Genomic DNA, 22,532 nt, shown 5'->3' on the forward strand with positions numbered 1-22,532 from the left:
TTTATATTAATTACATCAGCGGCTACTGTTTAGGAAAAACTACAACTGCTATTCCTCTAAATACAGCGACACCGCTCTCAGTTCAAGTAGGATATAATTATCCTCACATTGTTAAAGCATATATAGATTTTAACAACAACGGAATTTTTGAGGAAAGTTCGGAAGTGGTCATGAATATGACCAATGTTGCACAGCAAACAGTCGTTACGTCAAACGTGTTGCCCCCTGCTAATGCTGTTTTGAATATTCCTCTGCGTATGCGTATCATTGGCGATATGGATCTTCAGGCATTTACTTATAACGGATGTTCAAATCCTGTTTTCGGCCAGGTGGAGGATTATGCGGTGACCATTGTATCCTCTCTCTCAGTCGCAGATGTTGAAAGAGAAAAAACTTCGATTTATAAAAACACACAAAACAGCATTGTTGTTAATAACACCAAAAATATAATATCAACCATAAGCTTGTTTGATGTATCAGGAAGGCTTTTGAAGAAATATGAGAATGTTAATCATAAAGATTTCATTTCAGAGCCGTTGCACTACACAAATCAGATAATTATTGTAGCTTTGGATTTTACAAATGATAGCCCGGCCAGTCAAAAAATAAAATTTTAGCAAGTAACAGCAACTTCTTTCGCATTTGTTCTGCTTGCAAGTAAAATTGCTATTTAATCAAACACTTCAAATCTTGACGATGCTAAGAATCTTGTAAATAGCTGCATACATACAGGATAAGTCTGGGATCTATTTTACAGTTGTAATTTCATGGTAATTTAACAATTGGAAATATTAACAAAAACCGGCTTCGATTATTTAAAAAGGGTTCTATTTCAAACTTAAATTTCGTTGTAAAATTTTTAATTCAACATTTAAACTGGCCAGGAGTTTTTCCATAGTACTTCTTAAATGCCGTAGAAAAATGTTGAACATGAGAATACCCTAAAATATAAGCAACTTCGCTGACGTTATTAGAACCATTCAATAGCATATCTGATGCAAGTTGCATTCTTAAGCTTCTTATGTGTTCAAAAACACTGCTGCCATAGACTTCTTTAAATCCTGTTTTCAATTTGAAAGTGTTAAGTCCTGATATGCGAGCTAATGAATCTAACGAAAAGTCTTCAAGAATATTGGTTTCAATATAAGCTTTGATGTCCTTTAGTTTTCTAAGGTCAACCTGATTTACGTTGTTTTTAGATAAGTTTATTTCTTCAGAACAGATTTCTTTAAACTGCAGTAAAAGAAGTTCATTCATTAAGCTTTGTAGATAAAGAACTTTAAAGCTATCCTTATATTTTGTTTCCTTAATCTTTCGAAGAATTGCATACATGTGGGGAGTGAGTTTATAAACATTTTTTGAAAAGCTGAAAGGTTGATTTTTTTCCATTTTATTTATAATTTCATGCAACCAGGGATCTTCGTTCTGTAATAGATCAATAAAAAATTTCTTATTAATTCCAATAGCTATGCTTTCGATGTACTGATTTTCACATATAAAATGTTCATTGTCCTGTGGTCCGTAAACCAATGCACAACTTTGTGGTTTTAAATGACATGAATTCTCAATACCTTGATGATATGAATCAATTTTCCCCTCAATGACACAGGTAAGTACAGCATCATCCTTACGATGAAAAGGTGATGTTTCTTCATTCTCGTATAATGTCGCATTTTGTTCAGTTTTGGTATTGCTGTATACAATTTTAAATTGCGGCAATTGGATAATTTCTGATTTGTATATTGTGTCAAATCGATTGAGATTACTTAACATATCGTCAGATTTTGTTCAATACGTATTGCGTATGTAATAATACTTTAAAAGTAAACTTCATAGATGTAATCATTCTAAATTTGCAAAGCTGTTTAGTAGTCTATTAGTGAACAGCAGTTAACAAGATGATCATCTTAAAAGCTTCTTATTTTTGTGTAAATCTACAAATAAGTATTACATTTTCAAATCTTCAAATGATGATTTAGCATAATTTTGTTGAGCGAAATACTTTGATAACATTAGCTGAAAAGATAATAGACCATAAAAAATCTGCTAAATAAAATGAAAATAATTATCGAGCCATATTCAGATGACTGGAAACTTAAGTATGAAAAAATAGAATATATTCTAAAACATTATCTTGATGGATTATATTCTGACATACAACATGTTGGCAGTACCTCTGTGAAAGGTTTAGCAGCTAAACCAATAATTGACATAGACATCATTATACAAAATTTGACAGTGCGGGATTTTATTACTGAAAAACTAACAGCAATGGGATATTGCTATCAAGGAACATTAGGCATACCCGGAAGATATTCATTTTCACAAAAACATCCCTTTGCGCCGTTTAACAAAGAATCCAAGGAAGCAATAACTCATAATCTGTATGTCTGTGAATCAGGCTGCGTTGCTTTGGAAAATCATTTACAATTTAGAAATTATTTACGAAATCATCCGACAGCAGTTAAAGAATATGCCGATCTAAAATATCGTATTGCAGCCTCAACGGAAGATATCAACGAATATGTTGCTCAAAAAACGGCATTTATAACTACAATACTGAAAGAATGCGGTCTACCTTCATCAGCTATTCAAGCGATAAGAGACTCCAATAAATTAGTATAGAAGTTTTTGTTACAGCAACACTAAGCATCCAATCAACATGCAAATATTTCCCTCCGCCGTTTTATACCCATATATTAAGCATTACCTTTTTATTGAAATTTGTCATTTCAAGCATAATCAGTTACGCATTTTCGCTGACGGCAATACAGGAATTGTTTTTTGCTTGGGTGACGGAATGTTGTTTTATAACGGAGAGAAACTTCCACAAGTTTTTATATACGGGCAGATACCTGAATACAAAAATCTTGAAGTGCGTGGTTCCGTTTCTCTTGTCATAACAGTCTTTCGACCTTTTGGTTTGAGCCGTATTTTAGATATTCCGGCTACAGCCATGACTAATATGTTAATTGATTATGAGGTCATATGCGGATCTGCTGCTACTGATCTTCATGAGCAACTTTCCTTGTCAAAAGGAAAATATAATATTGTGGAAAATCTTAATAGTTATTTTTCGATTTTGATAAATAATAATGAAATGCAATTACATCCGATGATACCCGCAGCTACTAATTGGATTCTTGAAAAAAAAGGAATTTTTAAAGCGGAGGAATTAGTTAATTACACAGGCTACCAACAGCGGACAATTGAAAGAATTTTTAAATCTGCGGTCGGATTATCTCCGAAGAAGTTAGCAGGAATTATACGGCTCCATCATTTTCTTGGGAAAATGCACAACACAAAGTCTGAGAATAATTTAACAGAAATAGTTTATGATGCTGGGTACTATGACCAAGCACATCTGATACGGGATTTCCACAAGTTTGTTGGACTAACGCCGTCTGCTTATCAATTAAAGCACGGTAAACTTGCAGTCAATGTTGTGGATTTACCTGTCGAAAATATACAATCACAGGTAAAAAACAGGAAGTAAATTTGCAAAAAAAAATTATGAAAGACTTAATTATTGCAACTGCACAATTTGAAAACAAAAGTGCAGACAAAGCGGATAATTTAATGCGTATCGCAGAGCTGTCTGCACAATCAGCATCGAAAGGTGCTAAAATTGTCGTTTTTCACGAGTGTTCTATTACCGGTTATACTTTTGCCCGTCACCTTGATAAAAAAAGAATGTTGGACATAGCTGAGAACTTAACGGATAGCGAAAGCATCAGAGCCCTAATTCAAATTGCAGCAGTACATGATATAGCCATTTGCGCTGGTCTTTTTGAGAAAGATGACGATGACAATCTTTTCAAAGCTTACGTCTGTGTAAATAAATCAGGTATAGTCGCCAAATACCGTAAACTTCACCCATTTATCAATCCGCACTTAAGTCCTGGTGATCGTTACTGTGTATTTAATCTTTACGGGTGGAATTTCGGAATACTGATTTGTTACGACAATAACATTATCGAAAATGTCAGAGCTACAAAACTACTAGGTGCTGATATTTTATTAATGCCGCATGTTACCATGTGTACACCTTCGCCAAGACCGGGTGCCGGTTTCGTTAGCCCAGACTTGTGGTATAACAGAGAGCATGAAAATCAGCAGCTTTTACGAGAGTTTTCAGGTCCGAAAGGTCGAGAGTGGCTAATGAAATGGCTTCCTTCCCGAGCATTTGACAATGCCATATATTGTATTTTTTCTAATCCGATCGGAATGGATGATGATCAGCTGAAAAATGGTTGTTCAATGATCTTGGATCCCTTTGGTGATATTATTGCGGAGTGCACGGTTTTAGGCGCAGACGTTGCAATTGCCAGCATCTCGCAAGATAAAATTAATGCCGCTGGTGGAACTAGGTATCTAAGAGCAAGGCGTCCCGAGCTATATCGAGATATTATTGGAAAGCAGCATAATGCGGAACAGAAAGTTGCTTGGCTGGATTCTCAAAATTGATTTTTCATTAGTCATTGTAACATATACAGGGGTATAACTATTCACCCCAATTGAAGATTACATTTTTGTAACGAAAAAATTAATTTACAATTATCTTTTTACAATTACATACGCATAGCTTACAGATATCAATTAAAATATCTAACAAAAAACTTTACTATTTACTTAAACTTAATTTTATGAAACATTTTTTTTATGTGCTGATTTTAGCCTTACTTTTTACAAGCTGCAATACCGACGATGAATTACACGCAAGTGGAAATAATACCCACGAAATACGCAACGTTACGGACTTTAATAGATTAAATATCAGTGCGGGCAAGAACGTTCGGATCGCATATTCGGAACATGCAGGCGTGACTATCACAGGTAGCGACAATCTAGTGAAACATATCAGGTCACGCGTTAGTGATGGTGAGCTAATCTTGGACTATGACCAAGATCAGATTTACTCTGAGGATGTAGAAATTGTTATTACAGTACCCTACTTCAATAATTTAACCTTGAACGGTAAACGTACTTTAAGTACACACGGTAAATTTAATCACACCAATTATGTCAATATTGTCAGTCATGGCGAAAACATTATGACATGTACTGATCCATTCACAACAAGCCACGTAGATATAGACCTTATAGGTAATGGAAAAGTAGATTTCAGAACATTGTCCTCTCAGGATGCCAAAGCATCAATTACTGGTAATGGACATATATACCTTCAAACGACAAATGCTTTGGTAGGAAAAATTAAAGGTGACGGCCATATTTACTATTCCGGTAATCCGCAGATTACGTCAGACATTAAAGGCAACGGATCCATCTTATCACTTTAATAGCAATAAATTTATAAGCCAATGAGAGTGGCAGATTTAACAATTACTAAATAATAGAAGCACTCCTGAAATATTGCTTGCTCTCCCTAACAATATCACATTTAAGAAATTGCAGTTTCGATGAATAGAAATCTTATTGCTTAATGAGATTGATAATGATCTACAATTTATTACTTTCTCAACAAATATTTAAGTAATACTATTAAATGTGATATTTTCGCTGGTTATTTGATGTAAGGATTAAATTCCAAAATAGCAATCATAAACTAGATACTCTCTTTGTATTAATAATTAATATGGATCTACTTGTTTTAAGATGTGTAGAAATACAACCTAAATGAAGGCAAAGTCTCTAGAAATTTCCTTGCCGTTTATAGAGAGTGTTTTTAAATAATTAACGACATAAAAAATTATAAATGAAAGAAATAAAAGACAGAAAAATATACAATGTTATTCCATTAAAATTGAAGAATTATGAGGAAATTGCAACAATATGGGAAGCATCGGTGAGAGCTACTCACAATTTTCTTAAAGAAGAGGATATTTTATTTTTTAGAACTCTTATTATAACAGAATATCTCCCAAATGTACAGCTGTACGGTATAAAAATCAACTCCAGTATTGCAGGATTTGCCGGTATAGCCAATAATAAAATCGAAATGTTATTTGTATCTCCCGAACGATTCGGAAAAGGAATCGGAGAAACACTTTTAAAATACGTAATATCAACTTATCATTGTACTGAAGTTGATGTTAATGAGCAAAATACCCAAGCAGCTAATTTTTATAAAAAAAACGGTTTCATAATAGTGAATAAATCTGAAATCGATAGTACTGGAAAATCCTATCCAATTTTACACCTTCAATATTTCTCTAAGCTTTCATAATAACATTAGCACAAATATTACAATATACGACATAATCCTTGCTAATAATGATTTAAACCTCGTTCGGTTGGAGACCTGTTTAGGTTAACCCATATGAGTTAGATAACGGTTTGCCTTTAAAATATGCTTGTATAGTAGTGGTGGAATAACTTCATTTGCTATTATCGCATAAAATAAGAACACTGCAATCTGGACATCAGCTCTAACTTATCACAACTATAGATTAAGAAATAAGCTATTTCATAAATCCTCTGCGTTGCAAAACTATTCGTCAGGATTAAAGGAAACACCTGATCCTCGTTGTAAATTCCACCGCAGAATTATGAAGTTCTTGCTTATTTATATATAAGATCTAAGAATATTATAATAGTAATAATACAATACATAACAATTTATGAGAATTTCAATCGCTACGTCAGTTTATAACAATGAAACAAAGATCAGTTCTTTTCTTGAAACGGCGTTTTCAATAGCTGATGAGGTAATTATCATAGATCACTTCTCAACTGATATGACAACACAAATATGTCAGACTTACTCAAAAGTTCATCTTGTTAAAAAACACATTGCGCCTGTCGAACAGGTGAAACAATGGGCTATTAATTTATGTACAGGTGATTTAAATATGTTTATTGATATTCGTGATCTAAGAGATGAGTTTGCCTTACGACAGATGTTAAGTTTGTGTTCGATTTCACATTCTTTAAAACTTTGCGTAGGACATCCTGTTTTTAAAGATGAAAAAATGAATAAATAAATTTCGATCCTTGCAAAATTTATAAAGTCATTTTATATAGCCAGCCATCATTCATTTGAAGACATTTTTTTTTAGTTATTTATTGTTCTTCAACTCATTAAGCAATTAATACTCAAATACATGATTAGAACAACTACACATAAGCCTACGTCCCTTTTGGAAGAGTTTGTCAATTGCTTTTATTTTAATATCAGTGATAATTTTGAATATTCAGGACATGCTACACCAACAATAAATCAGGAATTATTCTTTAATTTGGGAGACTGTTTCGAACTTACAAATTCATTTGGACATAGGACTTCCGAAAAAATTGGATTAGCGGTCTTCAAACAAAGTCATTAACGATAAAAACTCATGGCAAACATATAACCGCCGGTGTAATTTTTAAACCATGGGGTCTGTACGCAGCATTTGGTATAGATGCAAAAGCATTGGTGAATAATACAATTAATAGCCAGGTTTTGTATAATTTGAGCTATGAAGTGAAAAATAATAAATTTTCGGATGTTCAGTTCTTCGACTTATTGGAATATTACCTTTTAAAGGAACTGGTAAAAAGTAAATGACAAAAGTAATGCAAAAAATTGTCTTTGATATTGAAGAAGAAAACCCTTTTATTTCATCTGAACGATTTCGGTTGGAGAAATATAAGCTACGGTAATACTGGAGCCAAAATTCTTGAAGGAGAAGTCTCCGGGACACTAACAATATCGTCTAATGATGTTTTTATGTCTTCAACAACATCGTGGAGTAATGCCGCTGACAAAACAGTGAGATTTTCTGTATATTGGCTGCAGGTTTTCATCACTCGTCGTGGATGCACAATATAACGCTCAGGACTATATTTCTCATTTGTTCACCGTGGGCTTGGTCAGCTAACTCCGTAATCTTTTCTGAAATATCTGTTTGTTTATGATAAGTAGCTTAATATTAAAATATCAACTACCACTAATTCCATACTTTATTATTTATCATAAAAATTAGACAGCACTTTTATCATATCGATACCTTTTCTAAGTACAGGTTTGAATAAGTCTACTACTTCTTTCAAGCGATCGACAGCATAAAAATGGTAAAATCAGACATTTTTAGTCCACTTTTTACCTCATCCCAATGAAGTGGCATAGACACAGTTGCTCCCGGTTTCGGTCGGACAGAATACACTGAAGCAATGGTTGCATGTGGACGGTTTTGTAGAAAATCCAGATACATCTTTCCTTTTCGATCGGATATCTGTCTTTCAATGCTTGTTATTTTTGGCAGTTCCTGATGGACCATCTTTACAATAATCCTCGCAAATTCCTTGCTCTGTTCATACGTATTATTTATTGCCCAATGGAATATAGATATGAAGACCTGTGGAACCGCTGGTCTTGCAATAACTCGGTACGCCTAGGTCATCTAAAATCCGTTTAGTTACAAGCGCAGTGTTAATGACATCATCGAACGTATTTTTATCGGGGTCAAGATCAATAATACAATATGTAGGATGATCAGGTTTCTGTAAGGTACTGTTCCAGGGGTTCATCTCGATACAGGCAAGATTTGCCATATACAGTAAGGTAGCTTCATCACTGCCGACTAAATATTGTTTTTCTTTGTTATCAGTCTCGCTTTTATATAGGTATCGTTCAATCCATTCAGGTGCTTTACCGGTAATATCCTTGAAATAAAACCCTTCTTCCGCAATACCGTTCGGGAATCTGTTCATACTCTGTGGTCTTCCTTTAAGATATGGCAGAATATATGGCGCTATCTGATAATAGTAATTAATCAGGTCGCGTTTTGTGATTTTATCTGCAGGCCAAAAGATCTTATTGAGATTGGTAAATTTCTGTTCATGCCGGTTAATTTTCTTGACCTGCGTGCTTTCTGTAGGATTAAGCAGGGTTTTGCGTTCAGACTTGGATCTTGGCTTGACCAGCGTTTGAGAGGAATCGACAATTTTGCCGGTCTGTTTCTCAGTTTCCAACACTACCGTCTTTGCCTTCTTGTCAGCGCGCATCCCTTCAAATGATGGATGTCGCATCACTCCGTCACTGGTTAACTCAGTATAACTGACCTCGCCGATTAACTCAGGTTTCAACCACGTAACACTGGCATGAGGCGGATTGGGTCTAAAGCGGGATGGTTTATTGACATCCGGTTCCTCAGCAAAAGGCACTGTTTTAGTAATCAGCGGTGTAAAGAGCTCCATCATCTCTTTTTGCATTTTTGCATTAAAACCTGTCCCAACTTTACCTGTATAAATTAACTTTTTATTGTCATAAACTCCAACCAGCAGGCTGCTGAATAATTTGCTGGAATCATCATTCAGCGTATAGCCACCTATGACGACCTCCTGCCGTTTATTGGCTTTGATTTTAAGCCAGTCTTTTGTTCGATTCTTAGTGTGGTATAAACTGTCTTTTTTTTTGGCCATAATGCCTTCCAGTCCCATCTTTTTGGCGGCTTCAAGAAATTCAATGCCAGAAGTATGAAAGTCCTGGCTCAACAGAATAGAATTACTCTGCGGTAATATTTGTTCCAAGATCATTTTTCGTTCTGTAAGTGGCAAATCCTTTAAGTCTTTTCCCCTATACCAAAGAATGTCAAATACATAATATACCAGGTCACCATCGGCTTCACTTCGCCAGTTTTGCAGCGATCCGAAATCAGCGGTTCCTTTCTTACCTAAAACGACCACTTCCCCATCGATAATCGCTTTTAAATTCATCTTTTCCAATTCCTGTTGTATCGGATAAAATTTTTCAGAAAAGCTTTTGTTGTTTCTTGATTTCAGCTCTACATTTTTGCCGTTCATGAATGCGACCGCACGGTAACCATCCCATTTTATTTCATACAGCCAATCTTCACTGTCGAATGGCTCATCAACTAACGTAGCTAGCATAGGTTTAACCTCGTGATAAAACTTTTCCTCAGGTACATTTTTAAGAAGTGCATTTACTTTTCGGGTTGAGTTTCTTTTATCATTTGGCTCTGCATCCAGCTGGGACTGAACGATTTCAACAGCTTTGTCCGTAGTGGCGTTCTGATCTTTTATTGTGCTATCACGTTTTATAATATTTTCACCATATACCTTATCTGGAGATTTCTCCATTTGGGCAATGGTTTTTTTTGAAAGAACAGATTTATCTTTTAAAGTAATATCGGTTTTTGTTGCATACCGATCTTCAAGTTTCATTAAAAGCCATCCATTTTCTCCTCTACCATAGGCTTTTACCAATGCAAATTCCCCTTTGAGTTTTTTTACCCTTCAGCTTAATTTTAAGTTTGCCTGAATACAATTGATGCAAAAGGTTTTTTTCCTGTTTTTTCAAATCACCTTCCACTGGTTCAACAGCTTCATAGGTACCTTCATCCCATACAATTACGGTACCTCCACCATATTGTCCCTTCGGAATTATCCCTTCAAAATCCTTGTAATCATACGGGTGGTCTTCAACCATCATCGCAAGTCTTTTAATTTCAGGATCAAGCGATGGGCCTTTTGGAACGGCCCAGCTTTTCAAAACACCATCCATTTCTAAACGAAAATCATAGTGAAGATGTGAAGCATCATGCTTCTGAACAACAAATCGAAGCTCCGTTCCTGAAGGCTGACCTCCAAAGGGTTCAGGAGTTTTATCTTCCGATCTTTTTTTATGGTAATCAGATAATTTCATACTGATGGATTTGGATAAAAAATCTTTCTGACCTATGCCAGAAAGATAAGTGGTAATGATAAGCTTAATTTTATAAAGCTGTAATCAATTTATTTTTTATGCTTTTCTTTAAGATAAGCTTCAAGCACCTTACGGTCATTTGACCCAGTCGCACGAATAGCTCCTGCAACTGCTTGAGAACTGACATTCATTTTATCTTTGAAATACTGGATTTCATAATTTTCCGAACCGCTTACTTTGTTGCGGTCACGCTGATCTTTTTTTGACTTGTTATCTGCCATAGTATAATTTTACGTTTAGATGAACAAATAAAATGCCAGCAAACCATTCAAAATCAACAACTTTTTTATCCGGGGCGTGGCTGAAGACATATGATTGGATCCTACGGTAAAAGCAGTGCTTTGATTAATTGCAATGGTAAGAAGAAAAGTAGATTGATGATACCATGAAATTAGATATTTTCGTTCCTTTGCTAACGTTATAGGATTTAGCATTACAACTCTTTAAAAGTAAAGACATTATGTCATCAATACGGCACTGGCTCCACCGTTATTCAGATGCCTGATTTGAATGGTCTGGAATTTTCTAAACTTCTTCCACAAAAAAGCAAAGTCATTTTTACCACAGCTTTTGATCAATATGCAATTGCTGGCTATAAAGTCAATGCAGTGGATTATCTGTTAAAACCATTTGATTATACGGAATTTCTGAATGCAGCTACAAAAGTTAGAAATTATTTTGTAAATCAACAAACTGTTTCCGAAAAACTGGAAAAAAAACATGAATTCTTTTTCGTAAAATCTAAATATAAGCAAATCAAAATCAATTTTCCGAAATACTCTTTATTGAAGGGTTAAAAGATTACTTGAAAATTTTTCTGAAAGGTTTTCCGAAGCCTATTTTAATTTTGATGAGTTTAAAAAAAACTTGAAAAAGAACTACCGTCAGAAAATTTTAGGAGAATTCACCGTTCCTTTATCATTGCTCTTGATAAAATTGAAGCATTTGAGTGCAACCACATCGTAATTGGTGACCAGCAAATTACTATTGCCCCAAATTACAAGGATTCTCTATTAAATATATTAGTGGTAATAGTTTTTATATAACTATTGTTTTTGTTTGAAGTACCAACTGGATCTGAACAATTTGTAAACCGTATTTTTGCTGCTCTCTGATAATCGCTTGTTTTCTCCAACTTCTTTAAGTTCTAAATGATATTCATTTGAATATTTGCCATAAAGCTCTAGGTAAGCCACCATACGAATTAATTTTTCTTCTATGGCAGAATACCGAGTGTTTTTTCCGTTCATTACGGTTCCAAGTATCTTCAAACGTTTGTACACACAACAATTCTGTCATCACAAAATCTCTTGAGCTATACTTACTATCGTCAATCGTCACATAATTTGCCACCTTTGGAATACTAATATGAATTTCTCGATCTAAAATTTTAATAATGTTTTGATCATTAATGTCAAAACCGAAATGATGCCTTCTGAATTCAATTAGTTTTACCAGAAAATCCACAATAAGCAGTGTTCTAGCTAAATACTTCTTATCTACTGCTATGGGTACAATTAATTTCTTCCTTGCTTTTTTTCCCAATAGTTCTCGGCGGACTCAAACCAATCCTTAGTATTTGATGTAATCTCGTGGCGGCTTGATAACCTTTTTAAAAACTTTATTGGAGCACCTTTATCATTTTCGATCTCCTTTATTCTGTCATCAATTTCTTGTAGGGTATGGTTTGAACATAATGAATCTTCTTTTTATTTTAGCACATTTATAGTTAAGGTATAATTTTTAACTACTAAAAAGCGATTCTTTCACCCATTTTCACATAGGTCTCAAATCCTTTCTTTGTATTTTCGATAATATCACGATCGATTGTTAGATGGCCTTTTTCGATAAGCATCACGATTGTCGAGCCACCAAATGCAAAATATCCCATCTCCTGCCCTTTTGAGATTTCTGTATATGGGTTAAAAGTGTTGATAATACTTCCAAACATGGTCGCTCCCACAGCAGAAATCAATATTTCACCTTTCTGGTCTGTTGATAAAATGGTATATTCTCTTTTATTCTCGCAAAACACTCTTCCAAAATCTTTAATCAAGGCATAAGGTGATACCGACAAATAATGTCCCTTTATCTTTACAGGTTCCGATGGTATTCCGTTATAGGGAAAATGAAAGCGATGATAATCATTGGGAGCAAGCCTTAAAATAAAAAATTGATGAATTTTCAAAAGAGCGTGCTAATTCCTTATTTCTAAGAAAGCCTTCCAATGTAAAACGTTGTCCTTTGACATAGAACTCATGTACATCTGCCACGTTTTCGAAAGCGATTATTTTTCCATCGCCGGGCGAGACAAGTCCGTCCTCTATAGTTCTTGCCCCTGTCTTCAGCTTTCTGAAAATAAAGTCATTAAACGAGGAAAAGTCGCCCATATTTTTTTCGGACTCAGACATATCAATTTTCAGAGTATCTACAAAACTTTTAATCCTCTTTACAGATGATTTTTTATACATTTTTCTGCCATACCAATCCGAAACAATTTTTTGCTTAACCAACGGAAGAATAGCCGTTTTTCCGAAAGGATGATGGTACAAAAATTTAAGCATACGTTCCGCTGGCGGCACTTCTCTTTGAATTTGTCCTGTTTTTCTTACAATATATTTTATTTCCATATTTAGGTATTCTTTTTATTTGAAAATCTGAATTCCTCTTGGTAAAAGTAGCAATAATTATAAGTTGACACTAAACAGACAGACCCAACATGCAAATTAAAACACTGATTAAGCGAGATTTACAAATACGTTATAAATAGTCAATTTTTATCCGGAATTCAAATTATGGTAATATTATGAATACTTGTGGTAAACTTAATCACTTCCGAACATTAACATCACAAAACAACAACTTGTTTTACAAGCACTTACTCCAAAATCCAATATTAGATTGTTACCTGTGAGATGTTCCGTAACAAGATGAAAACAGCATTATTCAATAATTTTGCTCCAACAAAATAGTGAACAAGGAAATTATACTTTTCGTTTACTGAAAGTGTTGAAATATCTTAAAATTAATATAATGTTATTTACCACATATAAAATTCCGGATACTTACAAAGAGTATGTGACGAAACATGTAAAGGCCTTTAGTTTGATATTTTTAATGCTGGGGACATCATTTTTTGTCAAAAACAGAGAAATTATACTTCCAGAAATGGCAGCACTATCTATCGGCTCTTTCATCTACCTAAAAGACGATTGGCGAAGAAAGCCGTTGCATCTATTCTACCTACCATCTATTACCGCTATAATTGGTTTTGGCATCAATATGTTAGATATTTCAATGGTAATGAAGCTTACCATCTCTCTAATATTGGTATTAGCCGTTTTAAAAATTGCAGAAAACTTCTTGGCTCCTGCAATTGCAACAGGCCTTCTACCAATTATCACCAATTGTTCATCATGGGAATTTTTAGCCTCCATTTTCTTTTTTACTTTTATTTTGGGTTTTTCTATTTTTATCAATAAAAAAAATATTCCTGTAAATTCTATCAACAAATCGTCTTCAGGTAAATCTTTTCATCTGTTTACCTATCTATTGATTTCCATTGTATGGTTTATAATTTGTGATATGTACGAACATATGGAAATGGCTGCTATCCCTCCGGTGATAGTCATTGCATTTGAAAATATGACTAAGACTTCCTACACTATTACTGCACTGGTTACTCAAATTGTTGCTATGTCAATTGCATCCATGATTGGTTTTTATTGTTACAGTTTTTTTAATCAGCACATTGTAATAAGTGCAGCAGTGAGTTTTAGTCTTATCACTCTGCTACTATATACTTTAAAGGCAAAATTACCGCCTGCCTACGCAATGGCAATTCTTCCAATGATTCTGGACAGGCAGACGCCTGTTTATTTTACGACCAGATTGTTTATTATGTCGTTAACGCTATTCAGTGCGATTTATATTATAAAAAGGTTGTCGGAGACTCGCTTGTTTAAAAGGATTTTTTAAAATCATTAACAGGCTGTGTATAGCAGAGCAAAAATGTGAGTGTCATCATAGAAAATGGATTAACTGCGATATTTACAAATCTCACCGATTAAACCTACTGCATGAATGTCTTTCGAAACTCATTAGGACTCAACCCCGTATGATGTTTAAAAAATCGGGTAAAGTTGGCAGGATATCCAAATCCCATCTCAAATGCAATCTCATTCAGTCGTTTTCGGGGATCAAAAATTTTATTCTTAGCAACTGAAATAATTTTCCTATGTATATACTCCTGAGCTGAATAGCTCGTTTTCTTCTTTATAAGATCGCCAAAGTAGTTGGCAGATAAATTCATTGCATCAGCGCACCAACCTACGGATGGAAGCCCAATGGTTTGTGGTCTTTCTGAATCGAAATATTGATCAAGCAGCGCTTCAAAATCAGATAAAATACCGCTATTAATCTCTTTTCTGGTTTCAAACTGGCGATCGTAAAACCGAAGAATATAATTTAACAGCAATTCCAGATGGGCGATAATAAGTTTATTACTGTATTGATCATGCCCATTTTTAAGTTCAGTTTGAATGTTAAGAAAAATATCAGTCACAATCTCCCTCTCATTATCAGCGAGATGTAATGCCTCTCTTGATTGGTAAGTAAAATAATGGCATTCTTTAATCTGTTCGGCCAGATTTGTTCCGTGAAGTAAATCCGGATGGAAAATTAATCCTCTTCCCATTGGTTGATAATACTCTGATGAGCCTTCATAACCAACGATCTGACCTGGTGCAAAAAAAACCAGAGTACCGCTCTCATAATCATACGTTTCCTTTCCATAAAGAATGTCTCCACACACTACATCTTTTAGAACAATACTGTACAAACCAAGATACGTCCTTTTTTCATTTCCCGGCTTGGACTTTGAATAATCTATTATATTAATGAGCGGATGAAGCGTTGGATGGTTATTATAACTACTATACTGGTCTACAGTCTCGAATCGAATGATATTTTCCACTGAACTGAAAGTTTTAATCAAAATTAATACTTTTTTTCTCATTCAGTCTCACATATAACTCATACTGTAATAATGATAAGTAATACCGTAATCTGCATAACAGAATTTCGTGTTATAATGCTGAATTTCGTATTACTAAAATTTAAAAATATGCAAAAAAGAAAATTAGGAAACAGTGGGCTTGAAGTTTCAGCGCTTGGGCTGGGATGTATGGGACTTACCTCGTTTTACGGACCGGCAACTAATGAAAGCGAAGCAGTCAGCCTGATAAAAAAAGCGGTAGATTTAGGTATTACCTTTTTTGATACAGCAGAAGCATACGGATGGGGAGAAAATGAAAAATTATTAGGAAAAGCGTTAAAACCATTTCGGGAAAAAGTCGTCATTGCAACCAAATTTGGATTTAAGAATTCTGACGGCTATCAGGGATTCGACAGCAGCCCAAAAAACATCAGAACGGTTGTTGAAAATTCTTTACGTTTTTTAGAGACTGATGTCATTGATCTGTTGTATCAACACCGTGTTGATCCCAATATCCCGATTGAAGAAGTCGCAGGAACCATTAAGGATCTGATAACAGAAGGCAAGGTGAAGTATTTCGGATTAAGTGAGGCAGATGCAGAAACCATTCGAAGAGCTCACGCAACACATCCTGTTACAGCGTTGCAGAGCGAATATTCTTTATGGTTTCGTGAACCGGAAAAAGAAATCTTTCCGACGCTGGAGGAACTGGGAATAGGATTTGTTCCGTTCAGTCCTTTGGGAGGAGGTTTTCTAACAGGTAACATTTCTGAAAATCATGAATTTGACAAGAATGATTACAGAAATATTGTTCCTCGTTTCTCAAAGGAAAACCGAATCGCTAATCAAACTTTTATTGAACTACTTGAGAAAATGGCGAGGGATAAAAACGCAACAAAAGCTCAGGTAGCGTTGGCGTGGGTAATGGCTCAAAATGACTGGACTGTTCCCATTCCCGGCACAACAAAGATCAATCGTTTGGAAGAAAATATAAAAGCGCTTGATATCACACTTAGTGCAAATGATCTGCAACAAATGCATTCAGCTCTTTCAACAATTCAGACTCAAGGATCGAGAATTCCTGTCATTGAATAAATACTAAACTGAATTAAGTTTTAAAATCAAAAAAGGCTGCCTAATCAGCAGCCTTGCAGAATCATCATAAAGGCAAAATTATTTCGATTTTAGCAAATCACTTAAAATCTTAATTAACGATTCTGAAGAATAAATACCGGATTCACGCCACTTCAATTCATTACTTTGAAATATCATGGTTGTCGGAACACTTCTGATCTGTAAATGAGAAGCTAATTCATGATTTTGGTCTATATCGATTCTCTCATACTGAATCTGATCTCCCATGGATTCAACAACTTCTTCTAATTGAGGTTTCATCATAACACAGGGCATACACCATGTCGCATGAAAATTAACCAATGTTGGTTTATCGGATTTTATAATTTCATCTAAATTCATCTCTAACAGTTTATAATTTTTATATTGTTTTACTTTCCGTAAATAAAATGGTAAGTTCTTTTGATTTCCGGATTTAAACTGTTTCCTACAGGGCACATTTTCGTTGCGGCAGTTTCTAGCACTTGTTTCTGCTCATCAGAATAGTCTTCTTTATGGATGTAGCACGTTATATTAATTTTATCCAGTCTGCTCATATCTGGCAGCGGTTCATAGCTGATTTCGGTTCTTGCTTCGGAAAGGCTAAAGCCTGACTCACCGGCAATTTTATCCATTACATTCATCATACAGCTTCCGTATCCGCCAATCAAAAAGTCAATAGGTCTGAATTTTTCTGAATCTGCATTAAGTAATTCTGTATTTAATGGTGATACAATTGCAGATTGGTTGTTACCAAAATATTTTGTTTCTATAAATGTTTCCATTTTGTTTTAATTATTTTTAATTATATTTCTTCTTCCATTGGAAGATTATGTTAAGAGCATTTTGTCTATTTTAAAGTTTTTGCATATCAATAGCAAAGCGATACTTTACGTCTCCCTTAAGCATTCTTTCAAAAGCTTCGTTAATTTCATCGGGCCTGATTAATTCCACATCAGCTGTAATCTTATGTTTTGCGCAGTAATACAACATTTCCTGCGTTTCTTCTATACCGCCGATGAAAGACCCGGTAACTTTTCTCCGTTTACCTGTTAATGCGTGCGCGTGAAGCGTCGAAGGTTCAGGAGGAAGCCCAAGTAGAATCATCGTTCCATCCTTCTTCAGCAGATTTAGATAGGTATTATAATCGTGTTTTGCCGAGACCGTATCAACAATAAAGTCGAAATGATTGGCCAGCAAGGCAAACCGCTCTTTATCAGATGTATTGACAAAATGATGAGCTCCCAGCCTTTGTGCATCATCTTCCTTTGCGGCAGAACTGCTTAATACGGTAACTTCTGCGCTGAATGAGGCTGCGAATTTAACTGCCATATGTCCCAGGCCGCCTAATCCCAAAATAGCTATTTTATGTCCTTTACCAACTTTATTATACTTCAAAGAGGAATATGTTGTGATTCCGGCACAGAGAAGAGGGGCTGCACCGGGGTGATTTAAAATCTCCGGTACGCTCAGTACATAGTTTTCATTAACAACAATGCAATCTGAATAGCCTCCTTTTGTAACTGTTCCATCTGATAGTTTTCCGTTCTGAGTGGGGGTTATCCCATTGTCGCAGAACTGCTGTTCCTGGGTAATACAGCTGGGGCAGTGTCCACAGGACAAAATAAAGTACCCTACTCCTACCAGTTCATCTTCTTTAAATTTTGAGACCTTTTCTCCGATAGAACGGATGCGGCCTATAATCTCGTGACCGGGAACGAGCGGATATTTTGTATTGCCATACTCATTTTTACTCTGATGAACATCGGCATGACAGATTCCACAGTATATAATATCAATTAGAACATCATAGTCGCCAGGATCTTTGCGCTCAAAGGAATATAATTCCAAAGCTGCATCTTGGTTGTGTGCAGCATAACATTTTGCTGAAATCATAAAATTCGAGATAAAAATGCTGTCACGAATGACAGCATTTGTTAATCAATCTAATTATTAAACAACACTGTAGATATCTATCACAGGATCCGCCTTCAGGTAAGGTTTCAAAGCTACGACCACATCATTGTTGAAAAGGTCAGTAGAAAGATAATCTTTGGCATCTTCTACCGAATCAAATCCGTGAAGAACCTGAACTTTTTCTTCACTTACCAAAAGTTCTTTAGATTTTGCTCCTTTCACAGTATCTAAAAATGGAGCTTTATACTGATTGTATACCCCTGCAGCACTTGCTCTGTCTGCGTCGTCGATCTTTAACGTGATCTCTAAATATGCATTAGCCATAATGAATTGTATTTTGTATGACAAAGTTCAATAAACTGGCATTTACAAGCGGTGACCGTTAACGAATAGAAATGGTAATTTTACGAAATAGACTTCCTGAACTCCAATGGTGACTGATGACTATGTCTTTTAAAATACTTTACAAAATAAGAGGGATCTTCAAAACCAAGCCGATATCCAACCTGAGCAACATTCAGACTCGAATGCAATAAAAGGCGTTTTGCTTCAAGAATAATCTTCTCCTGAATCATTTGGGAAGGAGTTTTTCCTAAAAACTGATTGGTGATATCAAGCAGAGTGCGGGTTGATATGGACATCATTCCGGCATATTCGGCAACAGTAAAACCTTTTTTAAAATTTTCGTCAAGAATGGTCACAAACTTTAACAGCTGCAACCTTTTCTCATTCTGTGTAGCATCCAAATCCATTTGCTCTTTCCCGAAATCATTTTTACATCGTTGAACCTGTATCAGAAACATTTTAAGAACGGATCTTAACAATTCATTTTTTCCGAATGAATTGATGTTTTGTAATTCTTTCTTTATAATCGAAAGATACATTTCAAGATCAGGAGTGATCGCATTTCCAATACAGCATGACGGTTGCTGAAAAGGACTGTTAAACATATTGCATTTTAAGAAAAATTCGACTTCATCATCATTCTGCACGAGGAAAGATTCATTAAAATGCAGAAGTACTCCCTCATAGTCGGGATTTTCATCAAAATAATGAACTTGATTTTTGGCAATGAAAAATATGGCATTGTCATGAACGTCATACGATTTAAAGTCTACAAAATGCTTCCCGACCCCTTTCTTAAACCAAATGATCTGGTAAAAACTATGGATATGGGGCTTGGTATTATGTTGATTGTTTACTTTCTGGTATTCATTCAAATCATATACGGTGAATTGTGGTTTACCCTCTTCCAGGCCACTCAAATGATACTCATTAATTTCCTTAATTGCTTTTATCCTCATATAACTTCTGATATTTTGTCTAAAGCGCGATGATCTTCTAACATGGAGTTTTAACTATTAAAAATAGGTATTTAAAATAAATAATAATAAGCAACTTCTCAATATTACCATTTTTTTTCACATTTTTACATTCAGTAAAAAAGAGGATATTTCGAATTTTGCAGTCATGCAAAAAGACAAAAAAATTGTTATTATCGGCGGTGGTTTATCCGCATTAACGACAGCTTATTACTTATCAAAGCACAATATAGATTCTGTAATTTTAGAAGCTTCACCAAGGTTAGGCGGAAGAATCCAAACGGTTAAAGGAGGGCTGGGCACTCCGTTGGAACTCGGAGCCACCTGGTTTTCAGGAATACACACCCATCTTTTTTCATTAACTGAAGAGTTGGGACTAAAGAAATATCCGCAATTTTCTGATGGTATTTCATTGTTTCAGACAAAATCTTTTGAACCGCCACAGAGATTTTTTGTTCCGGAATCTCAAACGCCGTCTTACAGAATTACAGGCGGAACACAAAAACTGATTGATACTTTAGAAGAGACGTTACGTCGTGAGCAGATATATCTGAATTGCAAGGTTACTGATATTGAAGAAGCCGGAGACGGGCTTTTAGTGAAAACAGAAAGCGGAAAACGGTTTACTGCAGATCACGTAGTGGTATGTATACCTCCGCATCTTGCCGCAAACAAAATCTCTTTTACTCCTGAGCTACCAAAGGAATTACAAAGCTTACTGCCAACCGTACAAACCTGGATGTCAGGAGCTATTAAGTTTACCATTGAATATTCAGAGCCATTCTGGCGTCAGGAAGGGTTTTCCGGAATGCTTTACAGCCATGCTGGAATCGTTGTTGAGATGTATGATCATACGAATTTTGAGGAAACAAAATTTGGTTTTACAGGTTTCCTAAACGGAGGCGCTGCCGGTTACTCACAAGAGGTCCGTAAAGAATATGCATTAAAACAATTAGCCGAACTTCTGGGCGAAAAAGCATTGGAACCGGTCAGTTACTATGATAAAGTTTGGACGGATGAATATATTTCAGGAGGGCCTCAGATGATCAGCAGACCTCATCAAAACAATGGGCATCCGCTTTTACAGTTCGGATATCTTAATGATAAACTGTTCTTTTCCAATACAGAAACATCTGCGGAGTTTTCAGGTTATATGGAAGGAGCCGTTATTTCTGCAAAAAACATTGTTTCAACGCTGAAAAAATTATGTTTATAGATTGATCTAAATTTTAATATTCATAGATTGTAATTGATTTCTATTAAGTAAGCGAGGTTGTCTGTATACAGACAACCTCGTTTATTTTAATAAGTATTTAAAACAATACTTAAATAAAGACAGCAAAGAATACATGCACAGGAGCACTCATCTTTACCTCTTTAACAACGCATCAATTGTTTCGTAAAATGATTCCTTACTATAATCAGCAAGCCCCTGATGATGAAGCTGGATTTGTCCATTTTTGTCGAGCACCACTGTTGTAGGAAGTGATCCGCTAAAGTAGGGTGTTGGAATTTCACCATCAGGAATAAGAAAAGGAACAGTGAAGCCCTTATCTTCAAGATAGACTTTGCCCAATTCAGGATTATCATCCAGATTGACAGTCAGAAACACAATATCAGGATTGGTTTTATACTTTTCATAAAAAGTCTGAATAGATGGAAATTCAGCCCTGCACGGCGGGCACCAAGATGCCCAGAAATTGATAAAAATTACTTTCCCCTTAAGATCTGCAGTATTAACGACTAGTCCATCCTGTTTTCTTACTCTAAAATTGATCGTTTCTGATTTATTTACATCTGATGTTTCTACTTTAGGATCAGGAAACTGTGAGTTCAAAATTCCTGTAGTGGCTATCTGGCGCATTAGCCATGCTTTTGCATCTGTATTGACAAGAAGTACAGCAAATAGTAGAACCATTAAAGCAGTCGACCAGTTTTTTCTGATCCATATTTTAAAATTTCCCATATGTTCTACTTTTCTAACAATTGTTTTATGGCTTCATAAATCTTAGGATCATTAAAATCCATCATTCCCTGAATATTTCCCTCCAATTGACCCTCTTTATTATAAATCAAAGTTGTAGGCACAACATTTTTAAACAAGTCTGGCGAAACAGTCTTTCCAACAACATAAACGGGTAGATCCAGTTTTCGTTGCACCATAAATTTTTTGGCTTTTTCCAAATCGGCTTCAATATTCAGCATTACAAAAACGATGTCTTTATCTTTAAATTTCTTCTTTAGTTCATTAATTGATGCCATTTCTTCAACACAGGGTCTGCACCAGGTTGCCCAAAAATTGACAAAAACGACCTTACCTTTCAAATCACTTAATGCTATCTTTTCTCTTTTTTCATTAACAAAAATAAGATCATCGCCTGTTAAGGACGATACCAATTCTGAATTTCCATCATTACCGTTCAATTTCTTTTCTTTCGCAAAAATAAAATTCTGAAAGAATATAAAACCAAGGATTAAGAATGTATTTAATTTTATTGTCTGTTTCATTTTGAGA

At 35.2% G+C, this 22,532-nt stretch carries 29 protein-coding genes and 1 pseudogene; 13 read left to right on the forward strand and 17 right to left on the reverse strand.

Features of this window, described 5'->3' with window-relative positions; all coding sequences use genetic code 11:
- Positions 1-617, forward strand: a 617-nt coding sequence (locus OH814_RS05175; protein WP_308827380.1) for a GEVED domain-containing protein, incomplete at its 5' end; no start/stop codon positions are given.
- 247 nt (positions 618-864) lie between these two features.
- Here the strand turns inward: OH814_RS05175 and OH814_RS05180 are convergent.
- A complete protein-coding gene (locus tag OH814_RS05180; protein ID WP_308827381.1) occupies positions 865-1,773 on the reverse strand; it encodes an AraC family transcriptional regulator in 909 nt (302 codons plus the stop codon).
- A gap of 282 nt (positions 1,774-2,055) precedes the next feature.
- On the opposite strand from OH814_RS05180, the gene OH814_RS05185 reads away from it, so the two are divergent.
- The 7 genes from OH814_RS05185 to OH814_RS20605 all read left to right on the forward strand — a co-directional run bounded on the left by OH814_RS05185 (position 2,056) and on the right by OH814_RS20605 (position 7,510).
- Positions 2,056-2,625, forward strand: a complete 570-nt coding sequence (locus OH814_RS05185; protein ID WP_308827382.1) for a GrpB family protein — start codon at positions 2,056-2,058, stop codon at positions 2,623-2,625.
- A 37-nt stretch (positions 2,626-2,662) separates the two neighbouring features.
- A complete protein-coding gene (locus tag OH814_RS05190; RefSeq protein ID WP_308827383.1) occupies positions 2,663-3,496 on the forward strand; it encodes a helix-turn-helix domain-containing protein in 834 nt (277 codons plus the stop codon).
- 17 nt (positions 3,497-3,513) lie between these two features.
- Positions 3,514-4,467 (forward strand): nitrilase family protein, encoded by a 954-nt coding sequence (locus OH814_RS05195; protein ID WP_308827384.1) that lies wholly within the window; start codon positions 3,514-3,516, stop codon positions 4,465-4,467.
- Positions 4,468-4,646: 179 nt separating this feature from the next.
- On the forward strand, positions 4,647-5,300 hold the full coding sequence (locus OH814_RS05200; protein ID WP_308827385.1) for a GIN domain-containing protein: 654 nt from the start codon (positions 4,647-4,649) through the stop codon (positions 5,298-5,300).
- A 416-nt stretch (positions 5,301-5,716) separates the two neighbouring features.
- Positions 5,717-6,187: a GNAT family N-acetyltransferase gene (locus OH814_RS05205; protein WP_308827386.1), complete on the forward strand. Its 471-nt coding sequence runs from the start codon at positions 5,717-5,719 to the stop codon at positions 6,185-6,187.
- A gap of 394 nt (positions 6,188-6,581) precedes the next feature.
- Entirely contained in the window at positions 6,582-6,944 is a 363-nt protein-coding gene (locus OH814_RS05210; RefSeq protein WP_308827387.1) for a glycosyltransferase, read from the forward strand.
- 314 nt (positions 6,945-7,258) lie between these two features.
- Positions 7,259-7,510, forward strand: coding sequence for a hypothetical protein (locus OH814_RS20605; RefSeq protein ID WP_374990559.1), 252 nt, complete (start codon positions 7,259-7,261; stop codon positions 7,508-7,510).
- 86 nt (positions 7,511-7,596) lie between these two features.
- Here OH814_RS20605 and OH814_RS20610 read toward each other — a convergent pair whose 3' ends face one another.
- The 5 genes from OH814_RS20610 to OH814_RS05235 all read right to left on the reverse strand — a co-directional run bounded on the left by OH814_RS20610 (position 7,597) and on the right by OH814_RS05235 (position 10,890).
- Positions 7,597-7,749 carry a hypothetical protein gene (locus tag OH814_RS20610; RefSeq protein WP_374990554.1) on the reverse strand — a complete coding sequence of 51 codons (153 nt, stop codon included), beginning with the start codon at positions 7,747-7,749 and terminating at the stop codon, positions 7,597-7,599.
- Positions 7,750-7,991: 242 nt separating this feature from the next.
- Entirely contained in the window at positions 7,992-8,222 is a 231-nt protein-coding gene (locus OH814_RS05220) for a hypothetical protein (protein ID WP_308827389.1), read from the reverse strand.
- 43 nt (positions 8,223-8,265) lie between these two features.
- On the reverse strand, positions 8,266-10,128 hold the full coding sequence (gene ligD, locus OH814_RS05225) for a DNA ligase D (protein ID WP_308827390.1): 1,863 nt from the start codon (positions 10,126-10,128) through the stop codon (positions 8,266-8,268).
- 22 nt (positions 10,129-10,150) lie between these two features.
- A complete protein-coding gene (locus OH814_RS05230) occupies positions 10,151-10,609 on the reverse strand; it encodes a DNA polymerase ligase N-terminal domain-containing protein (protein ID WP_308827391.1) in 459 nt (152 codons plus the stop codon).
- An 89-nt stretch (positions 10,610-10,698) separates the two neighbouring features.
- Positions 10,699-10,890 (reverse strand): DUF3606 domain-containing protein, encoded by a 192-nt coding sequence (locus OH814_RS05235; RefSeq protein WP_308827392.1) that lies wholly within the window; start codon positions 10,888-10,890, stop codon positions 10,699-10,701.
- Positions 10,891-11,166: 276 nt separating this feature from the next.
- Here OH814_RS05235 and OH814_RS05240 point away from each other — a divergent pair, with 276 nt between their 5' ends.
- Both OH814_RS05240 and OH814_RS20615 read left to right on the forward strand, forming a co-directional pair.
- Entirely contained in the window at positions 11,167-11,466 is a 300-nt protein-coding gene (locus OH814_RS05240; RefSeq protein WP_308827393.1) for a response regulator, read from the forward strand.
- 75 nt (positions 11,467-11,541) lie between these two features.
- Positions 11,542-11,715 (forward strand): annotated as a pseudogene (locus OH814_RS20615) (LytTR family transcriptional regulator DNA-binding domain-containing protein); the annotation flags it as partial.
- A 112-nt stretch (positions 11,716-11,827) separates the two neighbouring features.
- On the opposite strand, the gene OH814_RS05245 reads toward OH814_RS20615, so the two are convergent.
- The 3 genes from OH814_RS05245 to OH814_RS05255 all read right to left on the reverse strand — a co-directional run bounded on the left by OH814_RS05245 (position 11,828) and on the right by OH814_RS05255 (position 13,299).
- Complete coding sequence (locus OH814_RS05245) at positions 11,828-12,214, reverse strand: hypothetical protein (protein ID WP_308827394.1); 387 nt, start codon at positions 12,212-12,214, stop codon at positions 11,828-11,830.
- A gap of 205 nt (positions 12,215-12,419) precedes the next feature.
- Entirely contained in the window at positions 12,420-12,857 is a 438-nt protein-coding gene (locus tag OH814_RS05250) for a phosphatidylserine decarboxylase (RefSeq protein WP_308827395.1), read from the reverse strand.
- Positions 12,814-13,299, reverse strand: coding sequence for a phosphatidylserine decarboxylase (locus tag OH814_RS05255; protein WP_308827396.1), 486 nt, complete (start codon positions 13,297-13,299; stop codon positions 12,814-12,816). The genes OH814_RS05250 and OH814_RS05255 overlap by 44 nt, the downstream gene beginning before the upstream one ends.
- Positions 13,300-13,702: 403 nt before the next feature.
- Here OH814_RS05255 and OH814_RS05260 point away from each other — a divergent pair, with 403 nt between their 5' ends.
- Complete coding sequence (locus OH814_RS05260) at positions 13,703-14,647, forward strand: HPP family protein (protein ID WP_308827397.1); 945 nt, start codon at positions 13,703-13,705, stop codon at positions 14,645-14,647.
- Between the two features lie 94 nt (positions 14,648-14,741).
- On the opposite strand, the gene OH814_RS05265 is transcribed toward OH814_RS05260, so the two are convergent.
- Positions 14,742-15,509, reverse strand: coding sequence for a helix-turn-helix domain-containing protein (locus OH814_RS05265; protein WP_308827398.1), 768 nt, complete (start codon positions 15,507-15,509; stop codon positions 14,742-14,744).
- Positions 15,510-15,794: 285 nt separating this feature from the next.
- Here OH814_RS05265 and OH814_RS05270 point away from each other — a divergent pair, with 285 nt between their 5' ends.
- Positions 15,795-16,760 (forward strand): aldo/keto reductase, encoded by a 966-nt coding sequence (locus tag OH814_RS05270; protein ID WP_308827399.1) that lies wholly within the window; start codon positions 15,795-15,797, stop codon positions 16,758-16,760.
- 78 nt (positions 16,761-16,838) lie between these two features.
- Here OH814_RS05270 and OH814_RS05275 read toward each other — a convergent pair whose 3' ends face one another.
- The 5 genes from OH814_RS05275 to OH814_RS05295 all read right to left on the reverse strand — a co-directional run bounded on the left by OH814_RS05275 (position 16,839) and on the right by OH814_RS05295 (position 19,999).
- Positions 16,839-17,141 carry a thioredoxin family protein gene (locus OH814_RS05275; protein WP_308827400.1) on the reverse strand — a complete coding sequence of 101 codons (303 nt, stop codon included), beginning with the start codon at positions 17,139-17,141 and terminating at the stop codon, positions 16,839-16,841.
- Between the two features lie 29 nt (positions 17,142-17,170).
- Positions 17,171-17,563 (reverse strand): OsmC family protein, encoded by a 393-nt coding sequence (locus tag OH814_RS05280; RefSeq protein WP_308827401.1) that lies wholly within the window; start codon positions 17,561-17,563, stop codon positions 17,171-17,173.
- A 70-nt stretch (positions 17,564-17,633) separates the two neighbouring features.
- Positions 17,634-18,674, reverse strand: a complete 1,041-nt coding sequence (locus OH814_RS05285; RefSeq protein ID WP_308827402.1) for an NAD(P)-dependent alcohol dehydrogenase — start codon at positions 18,672-18,674, stop codon at positions 17,634-17,636.
- A 57-nt stretch (positions 18,675-18,731) separates the two neighbouring features.
- On the reverse strand, positions 18,732-19,019 hold the full coding sequence (locus tag OH814_RS05290; protein ID WP_308827403.1) for a hypothetical protein: 288 nt from the start codon (positions 19,017-19,019) through the stop codon (positions 18,732-18,734).
- Positions 19,020-19,099: 80 nt separating this feature from the next.
- The gene (locus OH814_RS05295) at positions 19,100-19,999 is read right to left on the reverse strand and encodes a helix-turn-helix transcriptional regulator (protein ID WP_308827404.1); all 900 of its coding nucleotides are present in this window, start codon (positions 19,997-19,999) and stop codon (positions 19,100-19,102) included.
- Between the two features lie 166 nt (positions 20,000-20,165).
- On the opposite strand from OH814_RS05295, the gene OH814_RS05300 reads away from it, so the two are divergent.
- Positions 20,166-21,233, forward strand: coding sequence for an NAD(P)/FAD-dependent oxidoreductase (locus OH814_RS05300; protein ID WP_308827405.1), 1,068 nt, complete (start codon positions 20,166-20,168; stop codon positions 21,231-21,233).
- A 153-nt stretch (positions 21,234-21,386) separates the two neighbouring features.
- On the opposite strand, the gene OH814_RS05305 is transcribed toward OH814_RS05300, so the two are convergent.
- Both OH814_RS05305 and OH814_RS05310 read right to left on the reverse strand, forming a co-directional pair.
- On the reverse strand, positions 21,387-21,983 hold the full coding sequence (locus OH814_RS05305; RefSeq protein ID WP_308827406.1) for a TlpA disulfide reductase family protein: 597 nt from the start codon (positions 21,981-21,983) through the stop codon (positions 21,387-21,389).
- A gap of 5 nt (positions 21,984-21,988) precedes the next feature.
- Positions 21,989-22,525 (reverse strand): TlpA disulfide reductase family protein, encoded by a 537-nt coding sequence (locus OH814_RS05310; RefSeq protein WP_308827407.1) that lies wholly within the window; start codon positions 22,523-22,525, stop codon positions 21,989-21,991.
- Positions 22,526-22,532: the final 7 nt, after the last annotated feature.

The organism is Chryseobacterium sp. CFS15 (assembly GCF_031118795.1).
Classification (GTDB): Bacteria; Bacteroidota; Bacteroidia; order Flavobacteriales; family Weeksellaceae; genus Chryseobacterium; species Chryseobacterium indoltheticum.